Origin of the sequence: Streptomyces sp. NPDC002573 (assembly GCF_042889625.1) — a bacterium.
GTDB classification, from domain to species: domain Bacteria; phylum Actinomycetota; class Actinomycetes; order Streptomycetales; family Streptomycetaceae; genus Streptomyces; species Streptomyces gibsoniae.
Map to the genome: position 1 here is coordinate 215,024 of NZ_JBIARC010000003.1, position 20,565 is coordinate 235,588.

Below are 20,565 nucleotides of genomic sequence, written 5' to 3' on the forward strand. Positions count from 1 at the left end.
GTACCCCTGTGCGCTCGCTTGCGCACCGTCGGTGACGGGCATGCCCCCTGAGTCCGTCTCAGTGTCGAGCGGGAGGTGCGCGGTGCACGGACCGGCTTCGCCCGGCTGGCTGCTCGTCGCGCTGTGCGCGGCGACCGGTGCCTACTGTCTGCTGCGCATGCGCAGCGCCGTCGAGGAGCAGCGCCGGGCGGCGGGAGGTGAGGCGCTGATGGGGTTCGGCATGGCGGTCATGGCGGTGCCCACAGCGGTCGTGGTGCCGCCGCACTGGGTCTGGGTCGCCTACGCCGTCGTCTTCGGCGGGGCCGCGTTGCGGGCCCTTTGGGCGGCCCGGACGAGCACCCACCATCTGCACCACCTGGTGGGTGCCGTGGCGATGGTCTACATGGCGGCGGCGATGGCTTCCTCGCCCGGGCACCACGAGCACGGGGGCGTTGTGCCCCTGACCGGGGCACTCCTGCTCTACTTCACGGTCTATGTGCTGTGGTCGGGGGTGCGGCTGGTGCCGGTGACCGCGGTGGCCACGGCCGGGGGTGCGCGGCCCGTGGGCTGGGGCGACCGTCCTGAGCTCGCACGGGTGTGCAGGCTGTCCATGGCGATCGGGATGCTGGCGATGCTTCTGACCCTCTGAAGCGCTCCGAAGTACTCCGGAACGGGCGATCGCGCGGGCACACCGGCCACGTACGAGACGGCCCAACGAAACCGTGGTGTACGTCACTTTGGCGCGACAGCACGTATCCCGTGGCGCCGCCCGGCTCATAGGCTTCGGCCCATGATGGTCCCCGCGGCACTGTTGCTGCTCGGCGCCCTGACCGCCGTGCTCGCTCCGCGGCTGCTCGCCCGGGCGGACTGGCCGGACCGGGAACCGGTGGTCGCGTTGTGGGTGTGGCAGTGCGTGGTGGCGGCCGTACTGGTGTGCTGCGCGCTGTCGATGACCATCAGCGCTGCCGCGGCCTGGACCGCCGTACGGGGCCATGTGTTCGCCACCGCACCGCACGGCGTCGTGGACGCCTATGCGCTGGGCACCGGAAACACCTGGGCCGCGACGACCGCCGTGGCGCTGGCGTGCGGCGGGGTGTGGACGGCGGCGATGCTGGTGCGGGAGGTCGTACGAGCGCAGGCGCGCCGTCGGCGCAGCCGGGCCGAACTGCTCGTGCGCGCCCCGCAGTTGCCCGGCGAGGAGCCCGGCAGCGACCGGCTGGTGGTGCTGGAGGGGGAGCGCCCGGACGCCTGGTGGCTGCCCGGAGCGCCGCCCCGGCTGGTCATCACCACGGCCGCGTTGCGCCGGCTCAAGGGCAGCCAGCTGGACGCGGTGCTCGCTCATGAGCAGGGCCACGCACGGGCGCGGCACGACTGGCTGCTGCACTCCTCGGCCGCCCTGGCCAACGGGTTCCCGCAGGTGCCGGTCTTCGCCGCGTTCCGCGACGAGATGCACCGGCTGGTCGAGCTCGCGGCCGACGACATGGCGTCGCGCCGTCACGGCCGCCTCACCACCGCGCTCGCGCTGGTGGAACTCAACGAGGACCGGGGCGTGTTCGGGCCCTGCGCCACCCCGCACTCCCATGTGCCGCAGCGTGTCCACCGTCTTCTGACTCCGCCGGACCGGCTGCCGGCGGCGCACCGGCTCAGGCTCACGGCGACGGCGGCGCTGGTTCCGGTGATTCCGGTGCTGGTGGCGTTCGTACCGGGACTGCGGGCCCTGGGATAGCCATCGGTCGCACGCGGCCGGGGTGGCCCGTCGGGCGCCGCGCTCCGGCGAGAAGCGGTCCTTGACCCGTGCGGACCGGTCCCGAAGGATCGGCCCATGACGATCAAAGCTGTGCTCTTCGACTTCTCCGGGACGCTTTTCCGTATCGAGTCGACCGAGTCATGGCTGCGCGCCACGACGACGGAGGCCGGACTTGCCCTGCCCGAGGCGGAGTTGATCCACGCGGCCAAGCGGCTGGAGTCGGCGGGCGCGCTGGCCGGCGGCGCCGCTCCCACCGCTCCCCTGCCGGACGACCTGGCCGCGCTGTGGGCGGTGCGGGACCGCAGCGCCGAGGCGCACCGGGCCGCGTTCACCGGCCTCTCCCGTCAGGTGCCGCTGCCGGACCCGCGGCTGCATGACGCCCTCTACGACCGCCATATGACGCCTGCCGCCTGGCGGCCCTACCCGGACACGACCGAGGTTCTCGGCGCACTGCGGGAGCGGGGCGTGGCCGTCGGCGTGGTCAGCAACATCGGCTGGGACCTGCGACCGATCTTCCGCGAGCACGGGGTCGCCCCCTACGTGGACGCATACGTGCTGTCGTACGAGCACGAGATCCAGAAGCCGGACACCCGGCTGTTCGCCCTCGCCTGCGACGCGCTCGGGGTGGCTCCGCAGCACACGCTGATGGTGGGGGACGACCGCCGCGCCGACGGCGGCGCGGCGGACCTGGGCTGCGCGGTGCACTTCGTCGATCATCGCCCGGTGACCGAACGCCCGGACGGGCTCCGTCCCGTGCTGGACCTGATCGACTGAGCCGGCCGTCCGGCCGCGCTCAGCTCTCGTAGTCCTCGACCTGCGACGCCGGGCGGACGCGGGCGTCGTCAGGGTTCTCGCCGAACTCGGCCTTGGCTCGGCGCTGGCGCAGCAGGTCCCAGCACTGATCGAGCGCGTGTTCCAGTTCGGTGAGCCGCTCGTGCTCCGTCACACTGTCGATCCGACCGGACTGCAACGCGTCACGCAGGCCGCGCTCCTCGTCCACCATCGCCGAGATCCGGGTCAGGATCTGCTCTTGGTCCATGTGCGTATGCCTCCTCTGGGACTCGTGCCCACTCTAGGGACCGTTGAGCGCCACTGCGAGACCTGACCGAGACCGCGACACGCGAGGAGGGCGGGGGTGGGGTGCGAGTTCTCGGGGCAGGTCCGGCGCGGGCGGGTACGGCCGACGCTCGGCACGGAGGCATGACCGGTGCCTGCCCTGGATCATCCCCCGCGTGACCCAGGGCAGGCGTCCCCGGAACCGGCCCGCCGGGCACGGTCCGGATGCGCTGAGTATAGTTGGCTGGCAGCCAGTCAACGCAGGAGTCCAGGATGTCCCCGCGCAGCGCCTCGGTCAATGAAGAATTGCGGCGGCGTTCCCGCGAGCGGCTGCTGCAGGCCGCGGTCGAACTGGTCAGCGAGCGCGGCTACGACGCGACGACCCTCGGCGACATCGCGGACCGCGCCGGTTCCGCGCGCGGTCTGGTGTCGTACTACTTCCCCGGCAAACGCCAACTCCTCCAGTCCGCCGTGCACCGCCTGATGCACCGCACCCTGGAGGAGGCCCTGGAGCGCGAGCCCCGCACCGAGGACGGCCGCGAACGGATGGCACGGGCCATCGACGCGATCCTGGGGCTGACGGTTCATCATCCGGTGCTGATGCGCCAGCACATGGCGGGCATCCTGCAGGCGGAGGGGTTCGTGCAGTGCCCCGAACAGCAGCGGCTGGCGGAGCTGTTGCGCAGCACGGTCGCCGGCAACGGATCGCAGGACCCCGGCGCCGACTACCCGAGACTGCGGGCCCTGTTGATGGGCGCGGTCTACGCGGCGCTCGTGCCCGGCGCGCCGATGCCGCTGCCGGTGCTGCGGGCCGAGCTGTTCCAACGGTACGGACTGGAGTGGCGGTTGGGGACGCCGCCGGACGCCGAGGGCACGCCCGAGCCGCACGACAAGGACCTGTCGCGGTTCTTCGCGACGGAGAGCCGCGAACCCGAGAGAACCGGCCAGGACAGCTGCCCTCCGGAGGAGACCGGGCAGGACGGCTAGGTGTGCTGAGCGGACAGGTTGGTGACGCGGCTGGCTGAGGCGTGGCCCGGCCACACCCCTGCCCTCGTGCACGCCTCTGCCGTCGTGCGCGTCCCGCTCAGCGCCGTGTGTGACGTGGCGTCAGGAAGCCGGCGTCGCGTGCACCGCCGATCAGTCTGAGCGAGCCACGGCGGCTTCGGCCCGTCGCGGACATCACCGCGAGCACCGGGTCGGCCCCCTGCCCCTGGGCCGCGAGGTACTCCTCGGCGACGAGGCGCATCCCCTCGGCGCCGGACGGCCAGACGGGACGGTCGCCGGTCGCGAGCGCCTCGGCGGACTCGGGCGGCGGGGCGGACTCTGGCGGCCGGGCGGACTCGTGCGACGAGGCGGACTGCGCGGCGCACGCCTCCAGCAGAGGTTCCTCGATCCAGTCGGCGAGCGCCGTCAGATCGTCGAGGGACAGTGGCGGCTGCGCCCTGACCTCCTCGATCTCCACGCATCCGCCGGCCGCCACCGCGAGCACGTCCACCCGTCCCCCGTCGGGCAGATCGAGCCGGACCGCGAACCACGACGTGACACTCCCGCACTCCTGCACTTCCCAGGCGGGCCACACGGACACCGGCCCGTCCGAAGGGAAGTCGGATCGGAAGTGATCGGAAAAATCCCCAAAGGACGCTTCCAACATATACGCAACGTAAGCGAGCGATCACATACCATGCGAAGAGCCACGCACGGCAGGAACCCGCTCCGCACTCCGTCGGCCCAGTGCCACGACCGCTCTCCCCTCCCGTCATGCGCGGTGCAATGCTGGAGCCACCAGCGATCTCCTGAGCGAGGGAGTTCCGCCGTGCTGAATGTCGCCGTCGTCGGCTCCGGGCCGAGCGGGGTCTACACCGCCCAGAGCCTTGTCCAGCAGGACCCGGAGGTACGTGTCGACGTCCTCGACCGGCTGCCCTGCCCGTACGGGCTGGTGCGCTACGGAGTGGCGCCCGACCACGAGAAGATCAAGTCGCTGCAGAACAACCTGCGCACGGTTCTGGAGCACGAGCGGATCCGGTTCCTCGGCGGTGTCGAGGTGGGCGAGGGCGGGGTGCCGCCCGCCCGGCTGCGCGAGCTCTACCACGCGGTGGTCTACTGCGTGGGCGCCGCGACCGACCGGCATCTGGGCATCCCGGGCGAGGAGCTGCCCGGCAGTTGGTCGGCGACGGAGTTCGTGTCCTGGTACAGCGCGCATCCGGACTCCATGGCCGACGGGTTCGTCCTCGGCGCGCGGTCGGCCGTGGTGATCGGCGTCGGGAACGTGGCGGTGGACGTGACCCGGATCCTCGCCCGCGGGGTGACGGAGCTGAGCCCCACCGACATGCCGCAGGCGGCGCTCACGGCGCTCGCTGCCAGCCAGGTCACGGAGATCCACATGGTGGGCCGGCGCGGCCCCTCACAGGCCCGGTTCACCACCAAGGAGCTGCGCGAACTGGGCACCCTGCCGGACACCGAGGTGATCGTGGACGAGGAGGAGCTGGCGCTCGACCCGGCGTACCTCGACCCGTCCGGGCTGCCGGCCGCCCAGCGCCGCAACGTCGAGGTGCTGCGCACCTGGGCCGCGACACCCCCGCGCGAAGCTACCCGCCGGATCCACCTGCGGTTCTTTCTACGGCCGGCGGAACTGCTCCCCGCCGAGGGAACCTCTCCGCTCGAACCAGGCCCGGAGCCCGGGGAAGGCCGCGTGGGCGCGGTGCGCTTCGAGCGGACGGTCCCCGACGGGGCCGGCGGGGTCAAGGGCACCGGGCGCTACGAGGACGTGGAGGCCCAGCTCGTACTGCGCTCGGTCGGCTATCGCGGGGTACCCCTGGAGGGGCTGCCGTTCGACGCGAAGAGCGGCACCGTGCCGCACAGTTCGGGGCGGGTGCTGCGGGACGGGGCCGCCTCACCGGGCGAGTACGTGGCCGGGTGGATCAAGCGGGGTCCGACCGGTGTGATCGGCACCAACCGGCCCTGTGCCAAGGAGACGGTGACCTCCCTGCTGGAGGACGCCTCCGGGCTCAGGGGGCGGGAGGTGCCCGAGGACGCACTTCCGCTGCTGCGGGCGGACGGACTCGCTCCGGTCGAGTGGCCGGGGTGGCTGGCGATCGAGCGGGCGGAGGCCGAACTCGGGCTGTCGCTCGGCCGGACGGTGGTGAAGCTTCCGGACTGGCAGTCCCTCATGGCCGCCGCGCGGTGCGACGCGCCCATGACCGTCACGCGACACACCGCACAGCGGCAACCGCCTCGGGATCAGCAGCCCGTCTGAGCCTCTTGCCGTCTCTCCCCCCGACGGCGGTCGCGACCCCCCCGGGCCGCGACCGTGTCCACGGCCGTGCCCGTCAGCGCTCGCGCAGCCGGGTGAGAGTGGCGTCCAGGCCCGCGCCGCGCGGCCGGTTGTGCGGGAGCTTGCCCAGCAGGAGGGCCATCCCGCAGGTGTCGGTGACGGCCGAGTAGACGAGGCCGCTCGCGACGCCCGCCGACAGCAGCCGGAGCGCCGGGTGAGCCAGTCGGCCGAGCCCGAGGCCGACCAGCACCAACGAGCCCGCGGCGAACCTCACCTGACGCTCCATCCCCCACACCTCACGCGCGCCGGACTCCGGGCGCTGCACCTCGTACCCGGCGCCGGCCCACGCCTTCGTGCCCCCGACAAGGGTGGCCGCGTCGACCCCGTGCCCGGCGAGGAACCCGCACGCCGTCGCCGAGCGGTTGCCGGAGGCGCAGACCAGGAGCACATCGCTGCGGGAGGCGGCCTCACGAAGATCGGGCAGGGCGTCACGGAGGGCGTCGAGGGGGATGTTGAGCGCCCCGGGGAGATGCCCCGAGGCGTACTCGGCGGGCGTCCGCACGTCGACGACGGTCAGATCGGCCAGCCGGGCCCGCGCCGTGGCGGCGTCGAGGGCGGGCGGGGCGTACGGAGCGGTGGTCTGCGGGTCGGACATGAATGTCATCCTTGGTTGTCGCTGTTGCCCCGAAGCGGGGTAGATTACCCCCAGGGGTATTCCTGAGGAGGGATCGTGGACCTGGATCTTGCGGGCGCCGAGCTGCGCGCCGTACTGAACCGACTGCGTCGCGCGCAGGGCCAGATCGCCGGTGTGATCCGGATGATCGAGGAGGGCCGCGACTGCGAGGACGTGGTCACCCAGCTCGCCGCCGCCTCCCGCGCCCTCGACCGGGCGGGTTTCGCGATCATCGCGACCGGTCTGCAGCAGTGCCTCACCGACAGCGAGGACGGATCCACGCCGACCGAGGACCGCGAGGCGATGCGCGCCCGTCTGGAGAAGCTCTTCCTGTCGCTGGCGTGACGCGACGGGCGTTCACAGGATCGCGTCGGCCAGCATGAACACGGCCACCGCGAGCAGCACGACCGCGAAGTACCGCTGGAGCCGGCCGCCCGGGATGCGGGCGGCGAGCCGTTTCCCGTCCCACGCGCCGAGGACCGCCGCCCCGGCGAAGGGCGCGACGACGGACCAGTTCAGACCGGCTGCCGTGCTGGTGCGGGCCGCGAGTGCCGCCAGCGAGTTGATCGTGATGACCAGCAGGCTGGTGCCCACCGCGAGCCGCATCCGCAGTCCGAGGACGTTCACCAGCGCCGGTACGGCGAGGAAGCCGCCGCCGACCCCGAGGAACCCGGTGACCGCGCCGAGCCCCGCGCCTGCCGCGGCGGCGGGCGCCGCCCGTGGCTCGCGCTGTTCGTCGGCCGCCTGCCGCGGCCACAGCATGCGCAGTGCGGCCGCCGCCGCTACGACGGCGAAGGCACCGGCCAGCAGGGGTTCGGGCACCCTGGCCGCCAGGACCGCCGTGAGCATCGCGGGGAGGATGCCGGCCGCGGCGAACAGGCTTCCCGCGAGCCAGCGGACGTTGCCCTCGCGGGCGTGTGCGACCAGGGCGGTGGCGGAGGTGGTCGCCACGATGAGCAGGCTTGCGGTGGTGGCGGCGACCGGCGTGAAGCCGAACAGATGGATCAGGGCGGGGACGGCCAGAACGCTCCCACCGCCACCGAGCGCCCCGAGCGCCAGACCGATCACGGCTCCGGCGGCGAGTGCGAGGATCAGAGTGCTCACGCTGCCGGGCCGCCGGCGCCACGGCTCCGCCGCACGGTGAGTCCGGCCGCCACGGCCGACGGGAAGCCGTCGTCGACGGCGACGACGGAACGGCCCGCGGCGTCGAGCAGGGACGCGGCGATCGCGGCGCGCAGGCCGCCCGCGCAGTGCACCCACACCTCGCCCGCGGGGACCTCGTCGAGTCGCCGGTACAGGGTGTGGAGGGGTATGTGCACCGATCCCTCGACGTGTCCGTCGGCGCGTTCGGCGGCGCGGCGGACGTCCAGGACGACGATGTCCCCATCCGTGCACCCGGTGGTGCGCCGGGCGTCGAGTTCGGCGAAGGTGGCGCGGCGGAAGGAGGCCGGGGCCTCGCCGTCCCGTATCCACGAGGCGGGTCCGCCCACAGCGGCCGCGGCCGGGCGGTCGATGCCCACCCGGGTCAGCTCGCGCTGCGCCGCGGCCAGTTGCTCCGGTGACTCGGCGAGCAGCGTGACGGGCTTGCCCCACGGGACGAGCCAGGCCAGATATGTGGCGAGCTGCCCGCCCGCCTCGAAGTTCAGCGAGCCCGCGACGTGCCCCTCGGCGAAGGCGACCCGGCTGCGCAGGTCCACCACCCACTCCCCCGCGGCCAGGCGTGCGGCGATCTCCTCGGCGTCGGCGATCGCGGGCGGGGTCAGGTCGACCGGCGCGGGGCCCTCGGCGTTGGCGGGGCCCATGTGCGCGTAGTACGCGGGTATGTCCGCCAGGCCTGCCAGCAGGTCCGCGACGAAGGCTTCGGCGTCGCGCAGCAGGGCCTCGTTGGTCTCCTTCTCCTTGCCGATGGTGGTGGCGCCGCCGACGGCCTGTACGGAGGTGGAGGCGCAGAAGCTGCCGAAGCCGTGCGTGGGCAGCACGGGGGTGTCGTCGGCGAGTTCGGTGGCCAGGCGGTGGACGGAGGCGTGCTGGGCGCGGGCGAGCCGCTCGGTCAGCCGCGGCTCCACGAGGTCGGGGCGGCCGACCGCGCCGATGAGCAGCGAGCCGCCGGTGAACACCGCCACGGGCGTGGTCGCCGCGTTCGGGACGGCGGATTCCTCCAGGACGTACGAGGTGTGGTGCGGCGTGTGTCCGGGGGTCGCGAGGGCGCGCAGGGTCAGGCCGGTGTCGATCACCACGGTGTCGCCGTCGTGCACGGCGGTCCGCGCGAACGAGACGCTCGCGGCGGACGGGACCAGATACGCGGCGCCGCTGACGCGAGCCAGTTCGAGGCCGCCGGAGACGTAGTCGTTGTGCAGGTGCGTCTCGACGACATGCGAGATCCGCACGCCGCGCCGCGCGGCCGCGGCGATCACCTGGTCGACGTCCCTGGGCGGGTCGACGGCCACGGCCGTGTGCGCGCCGCCCGCGAGATAGCTGCGGTTTCCGAGCCCCGACAGCTCGATCGTGTCGATGAAGAACACCGGGCACTCCTTCGCTCGCCTTCGTCGGCCCTCGCCGACCGAATTACCCCCGGGGGTATCTGGAGGCTAACACGATTACCCCAGGGGGTATCTCGGAAGGGGTCGAAGGGCCACGCAGAACGGGCCGGGGGGCTTTCGATGCGGCAGGGACTGCTGCGCCTCGTCACGTCGTCGGACAGGCGGGTCGGCGGCCGGCGTGCCGCCTGGCTGCGCCCCGCCGGGCCGTGCCGGGCGGGGCGCTCAGGGCCGGGTGTGCCGGTGGGACCGTCTCAGGCGCGCGGTGTCGGGCGGGCCTGCCTTGAACATGTCTGGGTGGAACGTCGCGGCCGGTATGGCCGGGCCGCGACGTTCCACCCAGACATGCTTCCGCGACGGCGCCCGCGCTCCCGAACGGAAGGCAACTCGCCGCAGGCGTTGCACTGTTGCGGGACGCAGCCGTCTGCGCCCCTGGGGGCTGCTCGACCGGACCCGTTCCGGGGCCCGGGCCGGATCAGCCCGTCGTGCGGCCCCACATCGGGCCGAACCGCGCCCAGGCCTCGTCCCACTGCGCCATGCGACGCCGTTCCAGGCGTTCGCGGACGATGCGCCCGCCCAGGTACGGAACGGCCGCGACGCTCGCGCCGACCAGCACCCCGACCATCGCCGCGCGTATCTGCGCCTCGGACAGGGAGGCGGGCCGGGTCACCAGGGAGTCGCTGCCGTCCGTCCACACGGTGACGGTCGTGCCCGTGCGGCTGCCGGCTGCCACCCGGGCCTCGCCCGCGTGGGAGCGGCCGTCGGTCCCGGTCCAGCGCACATCCGCCCAGACACGTCCCGCACCGGACGCGGTCGAGGCCGTCGCCTTCGGCGCGTCCTCGGTGAGCAGGGCCACGACCGGACGCCACTGGGCCCGCTCCTGGGCCAGCCCGTGCTCCACGGAGTGCGTCGCCGCCACCCCTGTCAGCACTCCCCCGACCACGGACACCACCCACACGGTGAGGACGACCCAGGCCTCCAGCGCATCGCTGCGGCGCCGCAGCGGATTGCTCCGCCACCGCCACCACCACACCCTGGGACCGCGGAACGCCGTCATCGATGGCAGCCGCCTCATCGAGGCCCTCCTTCTCACGCACGCACGGATACCCCCGAACGCCCTCCCATACGAGAGCCGGGCCGCCGCTGCTCACGTGATGTCCGCCGCGCCCCGGGCCAACCCCCGGGCGGAACCCGCTCCGTCGTTCGGCAACACGGCATATGACCTGCGCGAACAAGACGTCTCGGGGTGACTGTCAGTGCCTGGGTGCAGACTGGCCCGTGTCTGGAACAACGACGTTTCGGAGGTGGCCGGCATGGCCGAGGTACTGCTCACCGTGGGCACACGCAAGGGACTGTTCATCGCGCGGCGACGTGGCGGCGCATGGGAGTTCGACGACAGTCCGTACTTCAACGCGCAGGCGATCTACTCGGTCGCCATCGACACCCGTGGTCCGACCCCGCGCCTGCTGGCAGGAGGCGACAGCTCGCACTGGGGACCGTCCGTCTTCCACTCCGACGACCTGGGCCGCACCTGGGCCGAGCCGGCCCGGCCCGCCGTCAAGTTCCCCCAGGACACCGGTACTTCACTGGAGCGTGTGTGGCAGTTGCACCCGGCGGCCGCGGAGCCGGACGTCGTGTACGCGGGCACGGAACCGGCCGCGCTGTACCGCTCGGAGGACCGCGGCGAGAGCTTCGAGCTGGTGCGCCCTCTGTGGGAGCACCCGACGCGCGGCAGATGGGTACCGGGCGGCGGGGGCGAGGGTCTGCACACGGTGGTGACCGACAAGCGGGACCCCAAGTCCGTGACGGTCGCCGTGTCGACTGCCGGGGTGTTCCGGACCCGGGACAGCGGCGTGAGCTGGGAGCCGTCCAACTCGGGTGTGTCCGCGGCCTTCCTGCCCGACCCGAACCCGGAGTTCGGCCAGTGCGTCCACAAGATCGCACAGGACGCGGCGGTCCCGGACCGGCTGTATCTGCAGAACCACTGGGGGGTCTACAGAAGCGACGACGGCGGCGCGCACTGGACGGACATCGGCGGCGGCCTGCCCTCCACGTTCGGCTTCGCCGTGGCCTCCCACCCGCATCGTGGGGACACGGCGTACGTCTTCCCGATCAACGCGGACGCCGACCGGGTCCCGGCGGGCCACCGCTGCCGTGTCTTCCGGACGGCGGACGCGGGCAGGAGCTGGGAACCGCTCACGGCCGGCCTGCCCGACGAGGACCACTACGGCACGGTGCTGCGCGACGCCCTGTGCACGGACGACGACGACCCCGCGGGCGTGTACTTCGGCAACCGCAACGGCGAGTTGTACGCGTCGGCGGACGACGGGGACAGCTGGCAGCAGCTCGCGTCCCATCTGCCGGACGTGCTGTGCGTACGGGCGGCGGTGATCGCCTGATCCGGCACAGGCAGGACCGCGGGGCCGGAGACAGCCGCCCAATCCACCGCTGAGAGGAAGGACTTGCGCTCGGTCACATACGCCCGTCCCGTGCCCCGTTCGCGACTCTCGCGAACATTCTCGGTCGCCCTTGGGCCACCGGTTGATCGTCGGCGTGCGCCCGGCAGTAGGGTGACGCCCGTGGCACCACGACCGTTGCATGAGATCGTCGAACCCGGCTGGGCGAAGGCCCTGGAACCCGTGGCCGGAAGGATCGCCGAGATGGGCGACTTCCTGCGCGCGGAGATCGGCGCGGGGCGTACCTACCTCCCCGCGGGGCCGAACGTCCTACGGGCCTTCCAGCAGCCCTTCGACGACGTCCGCGTCCTGATCGTCGGACAGGATCCGTATCCGACCCCGGGACACGCGGTGGGGCTGTCGTTCTCGGTCGCCCCGGACGTCCGTCCGCTGCCGGGGAGCCTGATCAACATCTTCCGGGAGCTGAACACGGATCTGGGCCTGCCCCAGCCGTCCAACGGCGATCTCACACCGTGGACCCAGCAGGGCGTGCTGCTGCTCAACAGGGCGCTGACCACGGCCCCGCGCAGTCCCGCGGCACACCGGGGCAAGGGCTGGGAAGAGGTCACCGAGCAGGCGATCCGGGCGCTGGCGGCACGCGGAAAGCCGCTGGTGTCCATCCTGTGGGGCCGCGACGCCCGCAATTTGCGGCCCCTGCTCGGCGAGTTGCCGTCGGTCGAGTCGGCGCACCCGTCCCCGATGTCGGCGGACCGCGGCTTCTTCGGCTCGCGCCCGTTCAGCCGCGCCAACGACCTGCTGCTCAGGCAGGGCGCACAGCCGGTGGACTGGCGCCTGCCGTAACGCCTGGGGGCTTGCGGGCGGCCGTGATCGGCGGCCGCACCGGTCCTTCCTCCGGCGGCTCGGAGTCGCCCTGAACGGCGACCCGTTCCGTATGAAGGAAGCGCTCCTCACGCCGCCCGGGGAGGAGTTGGCACCCCGGCCTCCGCGCGCTCGGCGGGTCCCCGCCCAGGGCGACTCGCCGTACGGCGCCGCGCGGATCGTACGCGCACCGGCGGACGACGTGCTCAAACTGCCGTACGGCGAACGACCGCTGCACCTCGCGACCGAAAAGGGCGAGTGGTCCCTCTTGCCGGGAGTGGACCGATGTTCCGGATGCGTGACGGGTGAGTCACACGGTATCGATCACTTCTCATCCGTACGTAACTCATCAGACAAAACAGGACGGATACCGCTCACCTGCACCCTCCCCGAACAGGGGAGCCCACAAAGTTAGTAGCATGCGGCGCCATGAGCTCCCCCACTGGGCCAGCATCCGGCCTGCCTGTACGAATGCCGCGACCCCGCCAGCCCGGACGGCACCGCCGGCCCGAACCGCTGGCGGCTCCCGAGGGCGCGCCCGCGCTCGTCCTCGCGGTGCCGGGCACGCCCAGCGCCGCCACGCGCAGCCTCGCCGAGGAGGTTGTGAGCATCGCGCGTTCCGAGCTGCCCGGTCTCGACGCGCGGATCGGTTACGTGGACGGGGACGAGTCCGAGTTCCCCACGCTGCAGTCCGTCCTCAGCCGCACCGCCGAGGAGCGCACCGCCCGCTACGAGCAGGCGATCGCGGCCGGCGCGGAGGCCATGGCTCCCGAGGGCCCCGTCGCCGTCGTGGTGCCCCTGCTGGCCGGTCCGGACAGCGCGCTGCTGCGCCGGGTCCGTCAGGCCGTGATGGACAGCCGTGTCGCGGCCGACCTCACCGACGCCCTCGGCCCGCACCCGCTGCTCGCCGAGGCACTGCACGTGCGCCTGTCGGAGGCCGGCCTCGCCCGCGCCGACCGGGCCCGTCTGTTCACGGTGGCGACGGCCGCGGACGGCATCATCCTCGCGTCCGTGGGTGGCGACGAGGCCGTGCAGGCGGCCGGGATCACGGGCATGCTGCTGGCCGCACGGCTCGCCGTGCCGGTGATGGCGGCCGCGCTGGACCAGGAGGGCTCGATCGCGGCGATCGCGGAGCAGCTGCGTTCCTCGGGCTCGCAGCAGCTCGCGCTGGCGCCGTACCTGATCGGCCCGGAGCTGGAGGCCGGCCTGCTGAACGCGGCCGCCGAGGAGGCGGGCTGCCCCGCCGCCGAGGCCCTGGGCGCGTACCCGGCGATCGGCAAGCTGGCGCTCGCCAAGTACACGACGGCGCTCGGTATCGCCCCGCAGCAGCCGCAGGGCGCGCCGACCCGCTGAGCCCCGCACAAGAGCACCTGTACGACCAGGGCCCGCTTCCCTCCCGGGAGCGGGCCCTTTTGCCTGACCAGGCCCTCAGCACGGCTGCCGGTGGCACATGAGGACGGACAGGGTCGGAGGCGGGGCCGGATCAGCCGAAGACGACGCAGGAGGCCGCCGGGGCCTCCACCGAGCCGCCGCGCCGCGGCAGGCCGGTCTCCTGGTCCAGCGCGAACCAGGTCACGTCCCCGGACCGCTCGTTGGCGACGTAGAGAAAGCCCTCCGACAGGGCGATCGCACGCGGCCAGACGCCCCCGCATGGCACCGTAGCCGTCAACCGCAGTCCGTCGCCCTCGACGGCCAGCACGGACAGCAGGTCGTGTCCCCGGGTCGCGGTCCACACGAAGCGCCCGTCGGGTGAGGCGACGATCCCCGACGGGTAGGCGTCGCCCGTGGGCGCCTGAGGCAGCACCGGTGTCTCGGTGACCGGTTCGAGGATCCCGGCCCCGGCGTTCCAGCGGCAGACGGTGACGGTCGGCGTCAGTTCGTTCAGGACGTAGGCGCGGTCGCCGTCCGGGTGGAAGGCCAGATGGCGCGGTCCTGACCCGGCGGACAGCGGCGTCTCCCGATGCAGCCGCACGCTGCCGTCCTGAACTGCGCAGACGCGGACGGAGTCCGTGCCCAGGTCGACGCTGACGACCCAGCGGCCGCTGGGGTCGGGCTGCACCTGATGAGCGTGGGGACCCTCCTGCCGCTCCGGATCGGGCCCGGAGCCCCGATGCCGGAGCACGTCGGAGGCGTTCTCCGCCGGGGCGCCCTCGGCGCGCAGGGGGACGGCGGTGACGCTGCCGGAGCCGTAGTCGGCGGTCAGGAGGTGGCCTGCGTGCAGGCTCAGATGCGTCGGTCCGTCGCCGACGGGGACCGGCGGACCGGCGGGTTCGAGCCGGTCACCGTCACGGCGGTACGCGGCGACCGCGCCGTCGGGCCGCTCGCTGACCGCGTACAGCATGTCCCCCGACACAGCCAGCCAGGACGGGTCGGGCAGCCCGTCGTGCGCACCGAGGACGGTCAGCGCTCCGCCGTCCGGATCGACGGCGGCCGTGAGGATGCCGCGCCCTCCCGCCGTCGTGAACGAGCCGATGTACGCCCGCCGTCCGCCGCCGCCCGCCATGCCGTCCCCTCTCGTCGACGCTGCGCCGGGACGACGGTAGCAGCAGGTCTAGACCAAAGGGCGGGAGGCGGGGAAGTCAGGCCCGGCCGGGCGACGAGCCGCTCAGCGGTGCGGCCAGCGCGAGCAGGGCGCGTTCCAGGTCATGGAGGTGGCCGAGGGCCTGCTCGGCGCCCGGGTGGTGGCCGGGGACACCCGCATGTGCCGCGAGGACGCGCTCGGGCACCGCGCCGAACAGTGCCTCCACCGCCGCCTCGACCCGTCGGCACGCGGCGGTGAGGCGGGCGTCGTGCGAAGCGTCGGGGTCGGCGGCCACGGCCACCAGGCCGCGCGTCTCCCGGGCGCACACGTCGAGCAGGGCGAGCACCCGCAGGGCCCGCGCCTTGCGGGCCCGCAGCGGATTCAGCGGGTGCACCAGCGGCGCGAGCGCCCCCCGCACCCGCGCGAGCAGCGCTTCCAGCTCGGCGGCGCGGGACACGGGGTCCGCCTCCGTGTCGCCCGCGAGCCGGCGCGCCGCCTCGGCGGTGCAGCCGTGCACGGCGTGCACGGCCCGGCGCACCCATCGGTCGGTGACCTCGTGGGTGGTGATCGGCAGGACGAACGCGACGGCGAGCGCGGCACCGAGCGCCCCGACGCCCGTCTCCGCGAGGCGCAGACCGAGCAGACCGGGGTGCAGGACGCCGAGCAGGCCGTACAGCAGGCCGGCCATGACGGTGACGAAGAACATCATCCAGCTGTAGGACAACGCAGCCGTGTAGAAGATCCCGAACACACAGGCGGCGATGAGCACGGCCGTGGGGGCGGGGGCGCCGTGCAGCGGTACGGCGACCAGCAGCCCGACGACGATGCCGGTCACCGTGCCGACGACGCGCCGGAAGCCACGGATCAGCGTCTCGCCGCGCGAGGCGGTGTTCACGAAGATCCACCAGGTGGCGCCGACGGCCCAGTACCAGCGGTCGTGCGACAGCATCTGGCCCGCGGCGATCGCGAAGGCGCATGCGGCCGTCGCCTGGAAGGCCTGCCGGGTGGCGGGCCGGGCCAGTCCCCGCCCGCCCAGCGGCACGGGCACGGCGGGCAGCGGCCTACGGCGTTCGACACACCACAGGCCGAACCGGACCGCCGCCGCGGCGGCCAGCGACAGCGCCACGGCCGCGAACAGCTCCGGCAGCAGATCCGGGACGGCGTGCAGGAACTGCGCGACGAAGAACGTCATGAAGGCGAAGATGCCGAGCGCGTTGCCGCGCGGCCCCCAGCGGCGGGCGTACACGCCGGCGAAGACCACCGCGAGCCACGCCGCGTCCCGCATCGCCGGCGCCCCGTGCAGGGCGGTCGCGAGCGTGAGGACGGGCAGTCCGACGACGGGCAGCAGCGCGGTGGTGACCGCCTGGCCGCGCACCGTGGAGTCCGCGACCGTGAACAGCGCGAGGAGCGCGGCGAGCCCACCGGTGATCGACGCGGTCAGGGACAGCCCGGCCCCCTCGCACACCGCCACGCCCAAGCCGATGCCGAGCACCGCACGCAGCGAGACCCGCAGCCTGCACAGCCCCGGATCCGGAGCCATGAACATCTTCTTCACCGTGGGAGACCCGCCCCTGCATGTCTGTGTGCCGCCCGGACATGGGAATGGCGCCGCGGGCACGGTTTCCGGCTTCGTCACCGGTCCTGCGCTGCGCGGCGCCATTGATACGCATCAGGAAAGCATCAGTAAGGCACTGGCTCAAGCGGCTGCTCGTCCACTGAGCCATTGGTACAGTCATGCGTGATCCCGTCCGGCACCAGGGAGGCCAACGGACCATGGCCGTGGACGAACTCGACACCCGCATCCTGCGGCTGCTCATCCAGCAGCCGCGCACCAGCGTGCGGGAGTACGCGCGGATCCTGGGCATCGCCCGCGGCACGCTGCAGGCCCGGCTGGACCGCCTGGAGCGCGACGGGGTGATCACCGGCACGGGCCCCTTCCTGTCCCCCGCCGCGCTCGGCCATCCGGTGCTCGCGTTCGTGCACATCGAGGTCACCCAGGGGCACCTGGACGATGTGGGCGACGCGCTCGCGGCCGTGCCGGAGATCGTCGAGGCGTTCTCGATCACCGGGGGCGGTGATCTGATGACCCGGGTCGTGGCACGGGACAACGCACACCTGGAGGACGTCATCCAGGCTCTGATCAGCCTGCCGGGGGTCGTACGCACCCGCACGGAGGTGGCACTGCGCGAGCGTGTGCCGCACCGGCTGCTGCCGCTGGTGGAGTCGATCGGCCGCACGGCCGTGAGCTGACTGTCGAGAACTTGATCGGGGAGGGATTCATGGGCTCTGCCGCCGTACTCGTCGCGAACCGGGGTGAGATCGCCGTCCGGGTGCTGCGCGCCGCCGCCGAACTGGGCCTGCGGACGGTGGCGGTGTACGCGGACGGCGACGATCCGCACATCCGGCACGCCGACGAGGCCGTGCCGGTCGGCGACTATCTGGACGCGCAGGCGCTGGTGGCGGCCGCGCGCTCGGCCGACTGCGGCTTTCTGCACCCTGGCTACGGATTCCTCAGCGAGGATCCTCAGCTGGCCCGGCTCTGCGCCGCCGAGGACATCGCCTTCGTCGGCCCCGCACCGGACGTCCTGGCGCTCTTCGGCGACAAGGCACGCGCGCGTGCGCTCGCCGCGGACTGCGGCGTGCCCGTACTGCCGGGCGGCGGCACGACCTTGGCGGAGGCCCGGGAGTTCCTGCGCGGCGGACCCCTGATGATCAAGGCGGTCGGCGGGGGCGGCGGACGCGGGATGCGGGTGGTGCGCACGGCCGGTGAGCTGGACGAGGCCTGGGAGCGCTGCCGCTCCGAGGCGCGGACCGGGTTCGGTCGCGACACGCTGTACGTCGAGCGACTGCTGGAAGGCGCCCGGCACATCGAGGTGCAGATCGTCGGCGACACGAGCGGCGCCGTCACCCATCTGTGGGAGCGGGACTGCAGCGCACAGCGCCGCCACCAGAAGCTCATCGAGATCGCACCGGCGCCCGAACTCCCCGTCTCCGTGCGCGAGAAGCTCCTGGCGGCCGCGCTGCGCCTGGCCCGCGCCACCGGCTACACAGGGCTCGGCACCTTCGAATTCCTGGTGCGGGACGAGGAGTTCCACTTCATCGAGGCCAACCCGCGGCTCCAGGTGGAGCACACGGTCACCGAGGAGGTGACCGGCGTCGATCTGGTGACCGTGCAACTGCGCCTGGCGGCGGGCGAGCCGCTCGCGGCGCTGGGCCTCGCGGGCCCTCCCCCGCCGCCGCGCGGGTTCGCGGTGCAGGCCCGGGTCAACGCCGAGGTGACCTCGGCCGACGGCGCCGTCCGGCCCTCGGCCGGGCGGCTGACCCGCTTCGAGGTACCGACGGGACCGGGGGTGCGCGTCGACACGGCGCTGCGGACGGGCGCCGAGGTGGGCGTGCGCTACGACTCGTTGCTCGCGAAGGTGGTGGCGCTCGTTCCGCAGGGCGGCTGGGAGGCGGCCTGTGCCCGGGCGCGACGGGCGCTCGGCGAGTTCGCGGTCGACGGCGTGCGGACGTCGATCCCGCTGCTGCGGGCGGTGCTGGAGCGGCCGGACTTCTGGGCGCACACGGGCTTCGTCGAGCAGCGTCTGCCCGAGTTGGTGCCCGGCGAGCCGGCCCCGGCCGACGGCGAGGCGACGGGCGGCACCGTGATCGCACCGCTGAGCGGCACGGTGGTCTCCGTCGACGTCGCGCCGGGCGAGACGGTGCGCGCGGGCGGGCAGCTGCTGGTGCTGGAGGCGATGAAGATGGAGCACGTCGTGCGTGCTCCGGGCTCGGGAGTTGTACGCGCCCTGCACGCGCGCGTGGGCGAAATCGTCGGCGAGGGCCGCCCCCTGCTGGAGCTGGACGTCACGGACGACGGGCCCCATGAGGACGACGGTGCGCAGCTTCTGGACCCGGACGCCGTGCGGCCCGATCTCGCCGAGGCCGTCCGGCGGCATGCGTTCGGCCTGGACGAGAACCGGCCGGAGGCCGTGGCGCAGCGCCATGCGCTCGGCCGTCGTACGGCGCGCGAGAACATCGCCGACCTGTGCGACGAGGGGTCGTTCACCGAGTTCGGCGCGCTCGCGATCGCCGCGCAGCGGAGCCGGCGTTCGCTGGAGGACCTCATTCGCTCGACGCCCGCGGACGGCATGGTCACCGGCACCGGGCGGGTCGACGGCGCTGCGTGCGTGGTGATGTCGTACGACTACACGGTCCTCGCGGGCACCCAGGGACTGCAGAACCACCGCAAGACCGACCGGATGCTCCAGATCGCCGGGGAACGCGGGCTGCCCGTGGTGCTGTTCGCGGAGGGCGGCGGGGGACGGCCCGGGGACACGGACACCACCGCCGTGGCGGGCCTGGACGTGACCACGTTCCAGCGGATGGGCCGCCTCAGCGGAAGTGTCCCGTTGATCGGCATCGCCTCGGGGCGCTGCTTCGCGGGCAACGCGGCCCTCCTCGGCTGCTGCGACGTCGTGATCGCCACGCCCGACGCCACGATCGGCATGGGCGGACCGGCGATGATCGAGGGCGGTGGGCTCGGCGTGTACCGCCCCGAGGAGGTGGGGCCGCGCGCGGTCCAGGCCGCGGGCGGGGTCGTGGACGTCGAGGCCGCCGACGAGGCGGAGGCGGTCGATGTGGCCCGGCGGTACCTCTCGTACTTCCGGGGGCCCCAGGCGAGTTGGGAGGCGTCCGACGCCCGGTTGCTGCGGCACGCCGTCCCGGAGAACCGCCGCCGGGCGTACGACGTGCGTACGGTGATCGAGGCGCTCGCGGACACCGGTACGGTGCTGGAGCTGCGGCGCGCCTTCGGGGTAGGCGTCCTGACCTGTCTGGTCCGGATCGAGGGCCACCCGTTGGGCTTGATCGCGAACAATCCGGCGCATCTCGGCGGGGCCGTCGACCGTGACGCCGCCGACAAGGCCGCCCGCTTCCTCCAGCTCTGTGACGCGTTCGGGCTGCCGGTCGTCTCGCTGTGCGACACGCCGGGCTTCATGGTGGGTCCGGACGCCGAACGGACGGCGACGGTACGCCACTTCGCCCGGCTCTTCGTCACCGGCGCGAACCTGCGGGTGCCGCTGGTGAGCCTGGTCCTGCGCAAGGCGTACGGCCTGGGCGCGATGGCGATGATGGGCGGTTCCACCCACGCGCCGCTGGCCACCGCGGCCTGGCCCACGGGCGAGTTCGGCGGCATGGGCCTGGAGGGCGCGGTCCGCCTCGGCTACCGCAGGGAACTGGCCGCCGTCGAGGACCCGGAGGAGCGGGCCCGGGTGTTCGAGGCGCGGGTCGCGGAGCTGTACGAGCGCGGCAAGGCCGTCAATGCGGCAGCAGCGCTGGAGATCGACGCGGTGATCGATCCGGCCAGGTCACGGGAGTGGATCCGCGCGGCGCTGGAGGGATGGGAGGGACGGGAGGACGAACGGGGGCGCGGTTTCGTGGACACGTGGTGAGGCGGGGCGCGGCGCCGGCGCGCGGCGGCCGGGCATCATCGGGCGCCTCGTGGCGCCGGGGTCGGTGTCGCGTC

At 73.3% G+C, this 20,565-nt stretch carries 20 protein-coding genes; 12 read left to right on the forward strand and 8 right to left on the reverse strand.

The genetic code is table 11. The features are described from left to right. The first annotated feature begins 82 nt into the window (after positions 1-82). The 3 genes from ACFYX0_RS04680 to ACFYX0_RS04690 all read left to right on the forward strand — a co-directional run bounded on the left by ACFYX0_RS04680 (position 83) and on the right by ACFYX0_RS04690 (position 2,500). Positions 83-628 carry a DUF5134 domain-containing protein gene (locus tag ACFYX0_RS04680; protein ID WP_388966276.1) on the forward strand — a complete coding sequence of 182 codons (546 nt, stop codon included), beginning with the start codon at positions 83-85 and terminating at the stop codon, positions 626-628. Positions 629-769: 141 nt separating this feature from the next. Then, positions 770-1,705, forward strand: coding sequence for a M56 family metallopeptidase (locus ACFYX0_RS04685; RefSeq protein ID WP_388966279.1), 936 nt, complete (start codon positions 770-772; stop codon positions 1,703-1,705). A 96-nt stretch (positions 1,706-1,801) separates the two neighbouring features. Next, positions 1,802-2,500 (forward strand): HAD family hydrolase, encoded by a 699-nt coding sequence (locus tag ACFYX0_RS04690; protein ID WP_388966281.1) that lies wholly within the window; start codon positions 1,802-1,804, stop codon positions 2,498-2,500. A gap of 19 nt (positions 2,501-2,519) precedes the next feature. Here ACFYX0_RS04690 and ACFYX0_RS04695 read toward each other — a convergent pair whose 3' ends face one another. Continuing rightward, positions 2,520-2,765, reverse strand: coding sequence for a DUF2630 family protein (locus ACFYX0_RS04695; protein ID WP_388966284.1), 246 nt, complete (start codon positions 2,763-2,765; stop codon positions 2,520-2,522). Positions 2,766-3,055: 290 nt separating this feature from the next. Here ACFYX0_RS04695 and ACFYX0_RS04700 point away from each other — a divergent pair, with 290 nt between their 5' ends. Beyond that, positions 3,056-3,769, forward strand: coding sequence for a TetR/AcrR family transcriptional regulator (locus ACFYX0_RS04700; protein ID WP_388966287.1), 714 nt, complete (start codon positions 3,056-3,058; stop codon positions 3,767-3,769). Between the two features lie 97 nt (positions 3,770-3,866). Here the strand turns inward: ACFYX0_RS04700 and ACFYX0_RS04705 are convergent, their stop codons facing one another. Next, positions 3,867-4,367: a DUF6214 family protein gene (locus tag ACFYX0_RS04705; RefSeq protein ID WP_388966290.1), complete on the reverse strand. Its 501-nt coding sequence runs from the start codon at positions 4,365-4,367 to the stop codon at positions 3,867-3,869. A gap of 228 nt (positions 4,368-4,595) precedes the next feature. Here ACFYX0_RS04705 and ACFYX0_RS04710 point away from each other — a divergent pair, with 228 nt between their 5' ends. Beyond that, a complete protein-coding gene (locus ACFYX0_RS04710) occupies positions 4,596-6,035 on the forward strand; it encodes an FAD-dependent oxidoreductase (RefSeq protein ID WP_388966292.1) in 1,440 nt (479 codons plus the stop codon). A 73-nt stretch (positions 6,036-6,108) separates the two neighbouring features. Here the strand turns inward: ACFYX0_RS04710 and ACFYX0_RS04715 are convergent, their stop codons facing one another. Further along, the gene (locus ACFYX0_RS04715) at positions 6,109-6,708 is read right to left on the reverse strand and encodes a rhodanese-like domain-containing protein (protein WP_388966295.1); all 600 of its coding nucleotides are present in this window, start codon (positions 6,706-6,708) and stop codon (positions 6,109-6,111) included. Positions 6,709-6,783: 75 nt separating this feature from the next. On the opposite strand from ACFYX0_RS04715, the gene ACFYX0_RS04720 reads away from it, so the two are divergent. Further along, positions 6,784-7,071, forward strand: a complete 288-nt coding sequence (locus ACFYX0_RS04720) for a metal-sensitive transcriptional regulator (RefSeq protein ID WP_355905683.1) — start codon at positions 6,784-6,786, stop codon at positions 7,069-7,071. A 12-nt stretch (positions 7,072-7,083) separates the two neighbouring features. Here the strand turns inward: ACFYX0_RS04720 and ACFYX0_RS04725 are convergent, their stop codons facing one another. From ACFYX0_RS04725 to ACFYX0_RS04735, 3 genes are all read right to left on the reverse strand, one after another. Further along, positions 7,084-7,830 carry a sulfite exporter TauE/SafE family protein gene (locus tag ACFYX0_RS04725; protein ID WP_388966297.1) on the reverse strand — a complete coding sequence of 249 codons (747 nt, stop codon included), beginning with the start codon at positions 7,828-7,830 and terminating at the stop codon, positions 7,084-7,086. Then, positions 7,827-9,248 (reverse strand): rhodanese-like domain-containing protein, encoded by a 1,422-nt coding sequence (locus tag ACFYX0_RS04730; protein ID WP_388966300.1) that lies wholly within the window; start codon positions 9,246-9,248, stop codon positions 7,827-7,829. Before ACFYX0_RS04730 ends, ACFYX0_RS04725 begins: the two co-directional genes overlap by 4 nt. 490 nt (positions 9,249-9,738) lie before the next feature. Then, positions 9,739-10,338: a hypothetical protein gene (locus ACFYX0_RS04735; RefSeq protein WP_388966303.1), complete on the reverse strand. Its 600-nt coding sequence runs from the start codon at positions 10,336-10,338 to the stop codon at positions 9,739-9,741. Between the two features lie 181 nt (positions 10,339-10,519). Between ACFYX0_RS04735 and ACFYX0_RS04740 the strand changes: the two genes are divergently transcribed. From ACFYX0_RS04740 to ACFYX0_RS04750, 3 genes are all read left to right on the forward strand, one after another. Beyond that, positions 10,520-11,662, forward strand: a complete 1,143-nt coding sequence (locus ACFYX0_RS04740; RefSeq protein ID WP_388966306.1) for a WD40/YVTN/BNR-like repeat-containing protein — start codon at positions 10,520-10,522, stop codon at positions 11,660-11,662. Positions 11,663-11,842: 180 nt separating this feature from the next. Continuing rightward, complete coding sequence (locus ACFYX0_RS04745) at positions 11,843-12,520, forward strand: uracil-DNA glycosylase (protein ID WP_355905697.1); 678 nt, start codon at positions 11,843-11,845, stop codon at positions 12,518-12,520. A 447-nt stretch (positions 12,521-12,967) separates the two neighbouring features. Then, complete coding sequence (locus ACFYX0_RS04750; RefSeq protein ID WP_388966308.1) at positions 12,968-13,891, forward strand: sirohydrochlorin chelatase; 924 nt, start codon at positions 12,968-12,970, stop codon at positions 13,889-13,891. 130 nt (positions 13,892-14,021) lie between these two features. On the opposite strand, the gene ACFYX0_RS04755 is transcribed toward ACFYX0_RS04750, so the two are convergent. Together ACFYX0_RS04755 and ACFYX0_RS04760 are read right to left on the reverse strand one after the other, a co-directional pair. Next, complete coding sequence (locus ACFYX0_RS04755; RefSeq protein ID WP_388966311.1) at positions 14,022-15,041, reverse strand: lactonase family protein; 1,020 nt, start codon at positions 15,039-15,041, stop codon at positions 14,022-14,024. Between the two features lie 76 nt (positions 15,042-15,117). Further along, the gene (locus tag ACFYX0_RS04760) at positions 15,118-16,605 is read right to left on the reverse strand and encodes an FUSC family protein (RefSeq protein ID WP_388966314.1); all 1,488 of its coding nucleotides are present in this window, start codon (positions 16,603-16,605) and stop codon (positions 15,118-15,120) included. On the opposite strand from ACFYX0_RS04760, the gene ACFYX0_RS04765 reads away from it, so the two are divergent. From ACFYX0_RS04765 to ACFYX0_RS04775, 3 genes are read left to right on the forward strand one after another with little or no spacing between them, the layout of a single operon-like run. Beyond that, a complete protein-coding gene (locus ACFYX0_RS04765) occupies positions 16,598-16,801 on the forward strand; it encodes a hypothetical protein (protein ID WP_355905707.1) in 204 nt (67 codons plus the stop codon). The genes ACFYX0_RS04760 and ACFYX0_RS04765 overlap by 8 nt on opposite strands. Positions 16,802-16,832: 31 nt before the next feature. Next, positions 16,833-17,309, forward strand: a complete 477-nt coding sequence (locus ACFYX0_RS04770) for an Lrp/AsnC family transcriptional regulator (RefSeq protein ID WP_311699307.1) — start codon at positions 16,833-16,835, stop codon at positions 17,307-17,309. A 29-nt stretch (positions 17,310-17,338) separates the two neighbouring features. After that, on the forward strand, positions 17,339-20,491 hold the full coding sequence (locus ACFYX0_RS04775) for a carboxyl transferase domain-containing protein (RefSeq protein WP_388966317.1): 3,153 nt from the start codon (positions 17,339-17,341) through the stop codon (positions 20,489-20,491). Positions 20,492-20,565 lie beyond the last annotated feature (74 nt).